The 11,791-nt window shown below is 44.5% G+C and carries 7 protein-coding genes and 1 pseudogene; 7 read left to right on the top strand and 1 reads right to left on the bottom strand.

Features of this window, described 5'->3' with window-relative positions; translation table 11 throughout:
- From PHP87_RS08105 to PHP87_RS08085, 5 genes and pseudogenes are all read left to right on the top strand, one after another.
- Positions 1-1,481: pseudogene (locus PHP87_RS08105) on the top strand (hypothetical protein); the annotation flags it as partial.
- Positions 1,482-2,279: 798 nt separating this feature from the next.
- Entirely contained in the window at positions 2,280-4,949 is a 2,670-nt protein-coding gene (locus PHP87_RS08100) for a DEAD/DEAH box helicase (protein WP_299920232.1), read from the top strand.
- The gene (locus tag PHP87_RS08095; RefSeq protein WP_299920231.1) at positions 4,949-5,668 is read left to right on the top strand and encodes an SWIM zinc finger family protein; all 720 of its coding nucleotides are present in this window, start codon (positions 4,949-4,951) and stop codon (positions 5,666-5,668) included. Before PHP87_RS08100 ends, PHP87_RS08095 begins: the two co-directional genes overlap by 1 nt.
- A 253-nt stretch (positions 5,669-5,921) precedes the next feature.
- The gene (locus PHP87_RS08090) at positions 5,922-6,164 is read left to right on the top strand and encodes a hypothetical protein (protein ID WP_299920230.1); all 243 of its coding nucleotides are present in this window, start codon (positions 5,922-5,924) and stop codon (positions 6,162-6,164) included.
- 137 nt (positions 6,165-6,301) lie between these two features.
- Positions 6,302-7,060 carry an XRE family transcriptional regulator gene (locus tag PHP87_RS08085; RefSeq protein ID WP_299920229.1) on the top strand — a complete coding sequence of 253 codons (759 nt, stop codon included), beginning with the start codon at positions 6,302-6,304 and terminating at the stop codon, positions 7,058-7,060.
- A gap of 146 nt (positions 7,061-7,206) precedes the next feature.
- On the opposite strand, the gene glp is transcribed toward PHP87_RS08085, so the two are convergent.
- Positions 7,207-8,418, bottom strand: coding sequence for a gephyrin-like molybdotransferase Glp (gene glp, locus PHP87_RS08080; RefSeq protein ID WP_299920228.1), 1,212 nt, complete (start codon positions 8,416-8,418; stop codon positions 7,207-7,209).
- A gap of 246 nt (positions 8,419-8,664) precedes the next feature.
- On the opposite strand from glp, the gene PHP87_RS08075 reads away from it, so the two are divergent.
- Complete coding sequence (locus PHP87_RS08075) at positions 8,665-10,584, top strand: molybdopterin biosynthesis protein (RefSeq protein WP_299920227.1); 1,920 nt, start codon at positions 8,665-8,667, stop codon at positions 10,582-10,584.
- 330 nt (positions 10,585-10,914) lie between these two features.
- A partial coding sequence (locus PHP87_RS08070; protein ID WP_299920225.1) for a molybdopterin-dependent oxidoreductase occupies positions 10,915-11,791 on the top strand: 877 nt, incomplete at its 3' end.

Genomic DNA, 11,791 nt, shown 5'->3' with positions numbered 1-11,791 from the left:
CCCCGATAGACTACGCTTCCGGTTTGCAAAGCACTTACACTAGTCTGAACTGGACGGTATGGCTCGTCTATCTCTTGCTGGGAGTTCTTTTCGTCTGGCTAGCGCAGATATTGTATAAAAATCGCAAGATGGAAAACGCTGGGGATGTATTAGCCATCCGTAAACTGAATCCCGTGTTTAAATATGGAGTAACATTCTGCAGCACTTTAGCCCTGGGCGCTATTCTGATAGAAGTGTTTAATGTCCAATACAGTACTTTAGTGATCCCATTGCTGCTATTCCTGCTGGCGGGACTGGTCGGGTACCTTATTGCTGAGATGTTACTGAAAAAATCATTTAGAGTATTCGGGGCTTACAAGGGTTTTGTTATTTATGCCTGTCTGCTGATCATAACCAGTATGTCGGTATATTATGACTGGTACGGCTATGCCACTCGGTTGCCGGATGCAGATCAAGTAGAAGCAGTGGTATTTTCCTACAACGGGGAACAGTATGAGGCGCTACAAACACTACAGGCTGAGCAAAACCATGTAGATCTGGATATTTCTAATCTTCCGGAATCTCTGGCATTAAGGTATGGGACACCTGAATCTATGCAAAAGGACCCGGACAGCAATGACTATGTTTATCCAGAATCTTGTACTTTTACCCCAGAAGAAACCAGGCTTTTATGGTCGGTTTATCCGGGAATCTATACTGAAGATGAAAGTATAGACAGCACTCTGAAACTGCATCAATACCTGGCCGATAATATCAAAACAGTCCGGAGTAATTATCGACAGCGCAGTATGATTAAAGACTATGTTGGTGAAGAAATACAGTACTTTAATATTAGCTTTATTTATCGCCTGGATAACGGTAAAATCGAAAAACACAATTTTCAGATGATTATACCCGTGCAACCATCCGAAGAAATTGATCAAAAATCAATTAGTCAGTTAGCATCCCTAGCCGGTAATCGGGAGGAACGGGTGAAAAGATTAGCTGCTATCGATCTGCCCCTGAATGATATTCGACATATTACAGTTGATCTTTACAGGCTGCGTGACTTAATGCATGATAATCTCAAGTCAAATAATGAAGTAAGGAGAAATGTAAAATATCGGCCGGATAAAGAATATACTCCAATTGAAATCCGCGACGAGGATAAAAAGGCCTTTTTTGAAGCGGTAAAGGCTGATTATCAAAACATGTCCAACGAGAAAATGGTCCGTTCACAGGTGTTACGCTATGGTGAAGGCGACATTGGTAACTTCACGCTTGCTATTGAGCGCTCCAATCTACCTCAAACCAACCGCTTCCGAGACGGAAGATCTACCTACGGCATAAGTGTTTATTATGAGAACACCTTCCGCTTGCTACGAGACAAAGGCTATATTACTGAAGATGTCTACAATTTTGTGAATATACACCGAGAAATGCTAGATGAGAAATACAGTAACCAGACAGCAGGCGGAATAGTCTCAATCGCATACTTATAATCCAGGAGAAGCACGACAGGCACGGGAACAGTTGCAAAAGAACTATTCCCGTGCTTTCTTTTCTTTAGAAACTCTAAAAAATATTCAAAATCAGCTCGGGAAATTGTGATATAAAGGTATGGAGCAATCGAGTTGCGGAGGTTCTGAACATTTATTTGTCTGGACAACTTCCCGCTCAAATCGCCTTTTAACTTTTCAAAAAAAGGCGGAGTTTGATACGGATTTTCTTTCAGTATAATTAAAATATCGCGGGCTTTTTTGTCAAAAGCCCGCAGGCCTCAAGCTTCTTTGCATCCTTCAATGCATCCTTGGAGAATTTTATTATATATCCCATCCTAAATCCTCAGCATTCTTCCACTGGTCTAAAGGTGTTTTATCCGCTTTCAAAACACTTTCTCTCATACCTGGGACGGATAAAAGATATATTGTTTCCTATATGGATGACCAATCTTCCAAGCTTATCATTACGACATCACCTTTTTTACTTGTTATTTGTATAGGCTCTGAATTCATGATAGTTTGCTCAATAAGATTAAATATATCCCGTCTGGCACTGGTTACTGATGCGGTATATTTATGCACACTAATGCATATTTATTACTTTTGCAGTGACATCATATGTCATTATATGCAGAAGCAAGATCGCAATCTTGCCGTTTTATTGTTTTTGCTAGTAATAAATGTCAATAGGAAATGCTATAATACTATCGTGAAGATATACCATTATATTATAGTTGAACGCTTGTTTATTCAAAACACGCGATGATTAACCGGATCATTTGCCACGCAGGAGGGAAAATGCCAAGCACTGCCAATAACCAGGAATTAAAAGCCTGTTTTACAGAACAGAGCTTCTATCTTGACTATGAAATAGCCCCGGCTAAATCATGGTTTGCCATTGACAAGGAACTGGCCCGGGAACTATATGATAGATATTTGGACAATCATAACAAAATGCTGTTCCGCCTGGGATTTTTTGATTCCAGCCAAAAACTGTCAGTGTCCATGTCTTTTTTACATAATATAGCGGCCTGTTATATTAAGAGGTTGTCCCATACGGAGAATATCGAATTTACCCGGGAGGATACCGTAATAACACCAACGGATGATGAAACAGCCGAAATATTGCGCAGCGTTCCCTTCGTGGTGGGACTTGAATTCATAAACGCTGCCTGGATAAACAACATTTACCTCAGCCTGTCGCAGGTCTTTGCCAACGAAATCCAAGCTTATACGGGAACGGTAGAAGAATTCTTGCTGGAGCAAAATTCTCGCATAAACATGGTGGGGCGGGTGTTTTTTCACCTGGTGGAAAACAAATCGGAAGAGTATCCGTTCGCCTTTTTAGCCACCTATAGCACGGCTCGTGCCGGTGAAAAAAAAGCCTCGCACACTCCCCTTAAAAACGCCCTGCTGGAATATCAAAACCAGGATAACAAACTGCTGCAATTGCTTACAACCGTTAGCAAAGCAGCCCAAAAAAGCGATCTGATATCGGAATTTGTGGAAAGCGGCGAATTGTTTAGCCCCTTGAAGCTGACCAGCAATGAAGCCTATATATTTTTGCAAGAGATACCCCTTTACGAAGAATGCGGTATTTTGTGCCGCATACCGGATTGGTGGAAGAAAAAGTCCAATTCCTTAAAGCTGTCAATTCAGTTGGGAAACCGGGAGCCTTCCCAGGTGGGCATGGATGCTTTACTAGATTTTGATGCCCGGCTGTTTTTGGGCGAGGATGAGATAAGCGAGGAAGAAATCCGGGATTTGTTGACCCAGAGCAGCGGTTTGCTGTTAATCAAAGGCAAATGGGTAGAGGTTGACCAGCAAAAACTGCAGTTAACCCTGGAGGCTTACCAGAACGCTAAAAAACTGGCGGGTACTTGTGACTATACCATAGCCGAGGCCATGCGATTGCAGCTAAATGCCCGTGAAGCTTTGGGAATAAAGGGTGATGCAGTCGCCATTGAAGTATCCCATGGCAAGTGGCTGCAAAACGTTGCCGCCAGGATGGCCAACCCGGCCTTGATAAATGATCTGGCCTTGAGCGGCGATTTCCGGACCAGCCTGCGGGGTTACCAGCAAAAAGGCTTGGACTGGCTGTATTACATGAAGCAATTAGGCTTTGGGGCTTGCCTGGCTGATGATATGGGACTGGGGAAAACGGTGCAAATCATTGCCTTGCTGGAGTATCTCCGGGTAAATTCGGATGAGCGGGCTCTCCTGATAATTCCCGCCTCGTTAATGGGAAATTGGCAAAAAGAAATAGAAAAATTTGCTCCCATGCTCAAATATAAAGCCATCTATAACAGCAAGGAGAAATATGACCTGGAAAACCGGGATGGTACCAATTTATATATAACCACCTACGGCATGGCAGTGCGCATGGAGGAGCTAAAAACGCTACACTGGGATTTGTTGATATTGGATGAAGCCCAGGCTATTAAGAACCCGGGCACCAAACAAAGCAAGGCGGTAAAGCAATTGCCAGCCAAAGCCAAAATAGCCCTGACCGGCACGCCGGTGGAAAACAGCCTTTCTGATTTATGGTCTTTATTTGACTTTTTAAATGCCGGCTTGCTGGGAACAGTCAAAGAGTTCAAAGATTTTGCCCAAAAGCTAAAGGGTGCCAGCAGCCCGGACTACTCCCAACTCCGGGCAGTAATCAACCCCTTTATCTTGCGCCGGCTGAAAACCGATAAGACTATAATCGCCGACCTGCCCAATAAAATAGAGATAAAAGCCTATGCCAACCTTAGCAAAAAGCAGATGGTTTTATATAACAGCCTGGTCAAGGAATTAGCCAAGAGTCTGGTTGATGCCGAAGGCATAGCCCGCAAGGGATTAGTCCTGTCCAGTATTATGAAGTTCAAACAAATATGCAACCATCCCGATCAATACCTGGCTCAGAATGCATACCAGCCTCAGTACAGCGGTAAATTTGAGCGGCTGCAAGATATATGTGAAACTATCTATGAAAAAAGAGAGCGGGTGCTGGTTTTTACCCAGTTTAGAGAAATGACCGAGCCTATAGCCGGTTTCCTGCAAACCATATTTAACCGCGCCGGACTGATTCTCCAAGGCGGAACCCCGGTTAAAAAACGCCAGGAACTGGTGGATAAATTCTGCGGCGAGGAATACGTGCCCTTCATGGTCTTGTCATTAAAAGCCGGGGGAGTGGGCTTGAATCTGACGGCCGCCAACCATGTCATCCATTTTGACCGCTGGTGGAATCCGGCAGTGGAGAATCAAGCCACCGACCGCGCTTTTCGTATCGGACAGCAAAAAAACGTTATGGCTCATAAATTAATAACCGCCGGCACCATTGAGGAAAAAATTGATATGATGATTGAAGCCAAAAGCCAGCTGGTCGGAGAATTAATAGCCTCATCGGGCGAAAACTGGATAACCGAGCTGGATAACCAGCAATTAATGGAATTATTTACCTTGGCGCAGGTAGGTGATAAATAATGGGGCGCTATGACCGGGGCTATGAGTACGTACCTGTTGCGTACAAGAAGGAAATGGCGAAAATGCAGCTGGAGAAGCTGAAAAAAAAGAATCCTGATTTGGCCCCGGTGGTGATTGCCGGCAGCAAACTGGCCACTACCTGGTGGGGCAAGGCCTGGAACAAAAACCTGGAGAGTTATGCCGACTACTCCAATAGAATAGGACGCGGGCGCAGCTATGTGCGTAATGGCGCAGTACTGGATTTGCAGATTGAAATCGGCCTGGTAACCGCCCTGGTTCAGGGCAGTGTAAAAAAGCCCTACCAGATAAAAATTGAAATTGCCCCGCTGGCCAACGAAAAATGGGAGTATATTCTTAAGGTGTGCAATCACAAAATTGACAACCTGGCCGAACTTATAGAAGGTACATTTCCCAAGGAATTAGAAGAACTCTTCACCTTGAAGGGCGCCGGTTTGTTTCCCAGCGCCAAGGAAATCCAGTTCAGCTGCAGTTGTCCTGATTGGGCTGGCATGTGCAAGCATGTGGCAGCTGTCCTGTATGGAATCGGGGCCCGGTTTGACCAGGATCCCACCTTGTTTTTCAAGCTGCGGGACATTGATTTTGAAGTACTGCTCAAAAAGACCATTGAACAAAAAATGCAAAGCCTGCTGGCCAACTCAGGACGAACAAGCCCCCGGGTCATTGATGACCAGGATGTTTTTGAACTGTTCGGGGTATAGGGAAGCAGGGGGACATTCTTCCTGCTTCCTTTATGTATGACCAGCAAGTTTGCTAAGCCGATGGGTTGAAAGATCCCCGATATATCTGCAGTATCATCTTAGGATAAGATTGTGCCGTTGCCCTGGACTACCTGGTGGGCCGCTCCGATGACCTGACCAGGCGATGATTAATAAAGGATAAGGGGTACTATAATGAAAAACGAAGGGGAAATCCTTAGTATTCTTGAAGTCATGCAAAAAAAATATGGAGTCTATGCAGTCAGATATTAAAAGCCTTAAGGATGGCCAGGCTAATCTGGAGCAAGGCCAGGCCATAACCAACTCTCGCTTAGATGAGCATTATCAAATACTGAGAGCGTTAGAACATGCTTCAACAGTATATAAAGCTGATATCGATAACCTTACCCACCAAGTGGCAGAACTTACTAATATCCTGCACGATTTGGATGCCTTTTTTACTTCGGTTGAACAATTGGATAACCCCACTGCGGAATAAACCAGTTGTGAAGGTATTGAAGACTTTTTGTCAATTGAAAATATTATGCTTCAGCTCTGTCACCAATCTATAATCCTTGAAAAGACCTGGCCAAACTAGTAATATATTCTTTAAAAGTAGTCTGGGGAGCGAATATAATGAAATTCAAGGAACGCCTGCAATACTTGCGTTTGGAAAAGGATTTAAGTGAAATACAACTGAGTCAGAAGGTGGGGATAAGCGAATCGGTAATACGGCTCTATGAAAGAGGGAAACTGAGTATTGACCTGGAACACTTGCAAAAGTTGGCGTGTTTTTTTGATGTTACACCCGGGCTGCTCCTGGGAACTGCTTTCCCCCATTTGCCGCCGGAAGAAGCAGTCGAAAGCCATCGAGTTGTTAATGAACTGCTAGAAATACGGAATGAAGAAAGACAGCGTGAACAGGATTCGCTTTTCTATATTGATACATTGACCCAGCTTGCAGCGAAACCAACTAGCAAAGCTCCTAACTGGCAATCTGTGCTTAGAGCCGGAGTAGTTGCGGTTTTCAATAATATAGTATCATCTGATTCAGAAGCAAACCAAGAATTTATTGAGGATTATTGGCCGGTAAATAATACGGTAATGCAGATTTATGGCAATGATCTTATTAACTACTTCTACTATAGAGTTAACGGGGACTTTATGGAGCCCACCATAAAAAGTCAAAGCATTGTTCTGGTCAAGAGACAAGTTCCGGTGGATAACAACGACCTGGCCGTGGTTCTCCTTGAGCAAGGTCCTGCTGTCGTCAAGCGCCTGAACCGCTATGAGGATAAGCTTATTCTGCTCTCCGACAATAAAGCCTACCCGGCTCAAATCTATGAACAGAACAACTGCATTATCCTGGGGAAAGTCCTCTGGAAACCAAAATAAGACTCTACTGCAAAAACCCCTTTTCTTGAATAAAGTTCGTATAAATACACAAGCGCTGGCAAAGCATGGATACAACGCCCGGCGAAGACGAGCCCTATCAAAGGGCGCGCGACATGTCGCGCGAGCGCAGTGACATCAAATAAAGCCTATGCGAAAAGATAAACCCTTGTATTTTCGCCCTTAACCAGGCCTTGCTTTTCATATGGAATATGGATAAAACCGCTGGCCCGGGACAGGATATTCATCAAACCCGATTTGCCCAGCAGTGGAAGGGCCAGTTTTTCCCCCTTCTCTTCGTGCAATTCTACCGGAACAAAGTCATCCCGCCCTGCCTGTGATGACAGATTAAGCTCTAAACGTGCATCAATACTTAAAGGTGGATAAGGGCTTAAAGCAGGTGCACATATAATATGAAACATCATCAAGGCTGAAACCGGGTGCCCGGGAAGACCGATGACCATCTTGTCCCCTATCTTAACAGCCAGGGTAGGTTTACCTGGTTTAACCGCAATGCCATGGAAAAGCATTTCCGCCCCGGGAAAAGATAAGAGGACATCCAGGGTTACATCCATTAAACCTACCGAGCTCCCTCCCGACATTATTAATAAATCATTCTCCCTCAACCCTAATTCCACCGCATTTTTAAAAACCATAAAATCATCCATAACCAGAGGATAATTATGGGGAATCGCGCCACAGTCCTTGATAGCTGCTGCCAGTGCATGCGAGTTTACATCCCTTACTTTGCCTATCGTTGGGGTCTCCTCAATGGGAACGATTTCATCCCCGGTGGAAATCAACCCCACCCTCCAGGGCTGCAATACCGTTAATTCAGTAATTCCCAGGGAAGCCAGCAAACCGATATCCTGTGCCCGCAAAAAGCTGCCCGCTGGAAAAATAACTTCTTCCTTTCTTATATCTTCGCCTTTTTGCATTATGTTTTCCCAGGGTCCTACCGGCCGGTAAACCAGAACCGTATCCTCCCCCAACTTTTCCGTATATTCAACCATTACCGCTGCATTGCTTCCCGCTGGAAGCATTCCCCCGGTGGGAATCCAGCAGCACTGTCCCTTTTGTAAGCTTAACCCGGCCTCCTGCCCCATCTTTACTTCTCCCACATAATCCAGGTAGGCAGGCAGTGATTCACTACTGCCAAAGGTATCCTCAGCCAGAAGCGCATAACCATCAACCACCGTCCGGTGAAAAGCAGGTAAATCCTCCGGGCTCTGCACATCGCTGGCGAGAACCCGTCGCTGTGCTTCCGTTAAAAAGACCCTTTCCTTCTCCTGCCGGGGAAAGTATTCTTTGATTTTTTGCCGGGCTTCCTGAAAACTAACTACTTTTAAAAATTCAGCCACTCTTTCACCTCATCCGCTATACTTGCCATAAATTCATACAAGATTCCATAATAATCTTATCCTATTATACTTTACCGATTTTTGCCGTCAAACATACTAATATGGTTCTAACCCCTGGCGAAAACGGATATCCAATAGCCTAATCAAAACCAGGTTTAAATATTTTGTCTAAATACCGTTGCTGGGGTAAAATAATCAAAAGTAATAAGCAGTCAGAAACCGGGATTGAATAAAGGAGATAGAATTATGCAGCGGAAAATCTATATTGAAAACATGCCTCGCGAACAAGCCTTGCAGAAGTTTTTACAGACACTGGAGCAAGAAAACTACTTTAAAATTGAGAGTGAAGAAGTCGATGTGCTCTCCAGCCATGGCCGTATTACCAGTCAGGCCGTCTACGCCCACAGATCCTCGCCTCATTATGTAGCCTCCGCCATGGATGGGATTGCCGTAAAGGCTTCCAGTACCTTTGCCGCCAACGAAGTCAACCCCGTTAATTTAAAGAAGGATCAGGATTATATCGAAGTAGATACCGGCGACTATGTTCCACGCGAATTTGACGCCGTAATTATGATAGAAGAGGTTAACTTTTTAGACGGTAATGCCCAGATTATCAAACCCGCCGTACCCTGGCAGCATATCCGTTCCGTAGGTGAAGACCTGGTTACCCATGACATGATGGTTCCTGTTTTTACCAGAATAGGACCTTACGAATTAGCATCCATCCACACTGCTGGAGTGGAAAAGATACCGGTGGTAAAAAAACCGCGAGTGGCTATTATTCCTACTGGTACCGAACTGGAAGAAAGAGCCTCTGATGATATGGAAGCAGGTAAAATCGTAGAATCGAACAGCCGTATGCTTTCCGCATTCTGTGAAGAATGGGGGGCTATTCCCTTACGTCATGAAATTGTGGTGGATGACCCCGACTTATTGAGACAGGCTGTAATAAAAACCAAGGATAATGCTGATATACTGGTAATTTGTTCCGGTTCTTCCGCCGGTCGTGAAGATTATACTTCTACTATTATAGAAGAGTTTGGTCAGGTTCTGATACATGGAGTGGCTACCCGCCCGGGAAAACCAGCCATTCTGGGGATTATTGATGGTAAACCGGTTATCGGTGTACCTGGTTATCCGGTATCAGCCCAGTTGATTTTCCAGCTCTTCGCCCACCCGGTTATTTTTAAAAAACAGGGATTGGTACTGCCAGATGCAGATAAGGTTCAGGCTCATGTATCCAGAAAGATAGCATCATCCATGGGAGTGGATGAGTATATATATGTAAACCTGGCACGCATCAAGGACAAATATATGGCTTACCCGCTAAACCGGGGTGCCGGCATTAGTAGCATCCTGGTTAAAGCTGACGGAGTCATTTGCATCGAGAGAGGTAATGAAGGATTGCAGGCAGGAGAATCTTGTCCAGTATCTTTGCTGCGTCCCCGTAAAAAGGTCGATCATAGCCTTATTGCTATAGGCAGCCATGATATGACCATTGATATCCTTGGTAATTTACTCCAGAAACAATATGGTATACGCCTGGTTTCCAGCAATGTTGGCAGCATGGGAGGTATAATGGCCCTGCGCCGGCGGGAAACCCATTTTGCCGGCATTCACCTGCTGGATGCAGAAAACGGTGAATACAACCGGAGTTACCTGGAAAAGTATCTCCCCCGGGATAATTGGATTTTGCTTAACCTGGTCAAACGCCAGCAAGGATTAATTATAAAAAAGGATAACCCCCTGCAAATATTGGGATTACAAGATCTGTTACGGAGTGATGTTCGTTATATTAACCGGCAAAAAGGAGCCGGCACCAGGATACTTTTTGACTACCTATTGGCTCGCGAAGGGATTGATAACCAGGCCATAAACGGCTATAATCGTGAGGAATATACTCATTTAGCGGTAGCCGCCGCAGTTGAGAATGAAGCCTGTGACACCGGCATGGGCATTTACGCCAGTGCCCGGGCCCTGGATTTGGATTTCATTCCTTTAAGCGAAGAGCGTTATGACCTCTGTATTCTTCCTAATTTGATGGGAGAACGGGAACTAGACTTGCTGCTTGATACTATCAAATCACCGGAATTTCTCCAGCAAGTTAACGATTTTGGAGGATACAATCTGGAAGATTCAGGCCAGATAATACATTACAACAAGTAATTGCCGTTATTACTTATTGTAATTATTATTGGATAATGCATTATTTTGCAGGGAAACTGGGTTTTTATGTCGAAATGTTCTTGGAATATGGTTGAATATTCATCCCGGGTTCGGCCAAACAAACAAAAAGGAGGGGAGATAATTATATATATTTTAACCCTGAATTGATATCTATTGTCATTACTGCCTTAATTCTATGTATAAAACGTATATTTGGTGGTTAAAAATATAGTTTTATACATTTATTCAGGGTGTCTATATTTTGTCCAAGGTGCTATAATCATTACAGTTAGAAAATTTAATAATTGGGGAAAGGAGAGTGTGGTTTCTATGAAGGTTACCCGCAGGCAATTCCTCAAGGTAACCGGGGCTACAGCGGCTGGTTTTGCTTTAGTTGATCTGGGCTTCGACCTACAGGCAACAGCATCAGCAGCTAAAGAACTAAGAATAAAAAATGTAACCCCGACACCTACGGTTTGCCCTTACTGTGCCTCAGGATGTGGCCTGGTAATTTACGCTGAACGGGACGCTAATGGGAAATTTGTAAAATTACTCAGTGTGCATGGTGACCCGGACAACCCGATTAACCAGGGGGGAGCTTGTTCCAAGGGTGCTGCAATGTTTAACCTCCGGGAAATCTATGACGAAAGAACCGGGGAACAAATAATTAACCCCAAGAGGGTGCAAAAACCTTTATACCGGGCTCCTGGTAGTGACAAGTGGGAAGAAAAAGATTGGGAATGGATGCTAGATAGAATTGCTGAGCGAGTTAAAGAAACCCGTGACAACAGTTTTATCCACAAGGAAAAATTAGAAGATGGCAATGAAATAATCGTCAACCGCACGGAAAGAATCGCTTCCATCGGTGGCTCCGGGCTGGACAACGAGGAATGCTATATCTTGTCAAAAATGATGCGTGCGCTAGGTTTGGTTTATCTTGAAACCCAGGCCCGTATCTGACACTCCTCCACGGTCGCAGGTTTGGGACCATCATTTGGACGTGGAGTAATGACTAACCATATAGTAGACCTGAAGAATACCGATTGTGCTCTAATTATGGGCAGCAATGCCGCCGAAAATCATCCCATCAGCATGAGGTGGCTACTGAAAGCCAGAGAAACTCGGGGTGCCAAGCTAATTCATGTTGATCCCCGCTTTACCCGTACCTCGGCTCGCTCGGACATCTATTGTCCCATGAGATCAGGTA

The organism is Syntrophomonas sp. (genome assembly GCF_028707975.1).
In the GTDB taxonomy this organism is placed as follows: Bacteria; Bacillota; Syntrophomonadia; order Syntrophomonadales; family Syntrophomonadaceae; genus Syntrophomonas.
This window is presented reverse-complemented; position numbering and strand designations above follow the sequence as displayed.

Excerpts from the sequence above, each read along its gene's own strand:
- PHP87_RS08100 (WP_299920232.1), top strand. The coding sequence starts at position 2,280 with ATGCCAAGCACTGCCAATAACCAGGAATTAAAAGCCTGTTTTACAGAA.
- PHP87_RS08095 (WP_299920231.1), top strand. The coding sequence starts at position 4,949 with ATGGGGCGCTATGACCGGGGCTATGAGTACGTACCTGTTGCGTACAAG.
- PHP87_RS08090 (WP_299920230.1), top strand. The coding sequence starts at position 5,922 with ATGCAGTCAGATATTAAAAGCCTTAAGGATGGCCAGGCTAATCTGGAG.
- PHP87_RS08085 (WP_299920229.1), top strand. The coding sequence starts at position 6,302 with ATGAAATTCAAGGAACGCCTGCAATACTTGCGTTTGGAAAAGGATTTA.
- PHP87_RS08075 (WP_299920227.1), top strand. The coding sequence starts at position 8,665 with ATGCAGCGGAAAATCTATATTGAAAACATGCCTCGCGAACAAGCCTTG.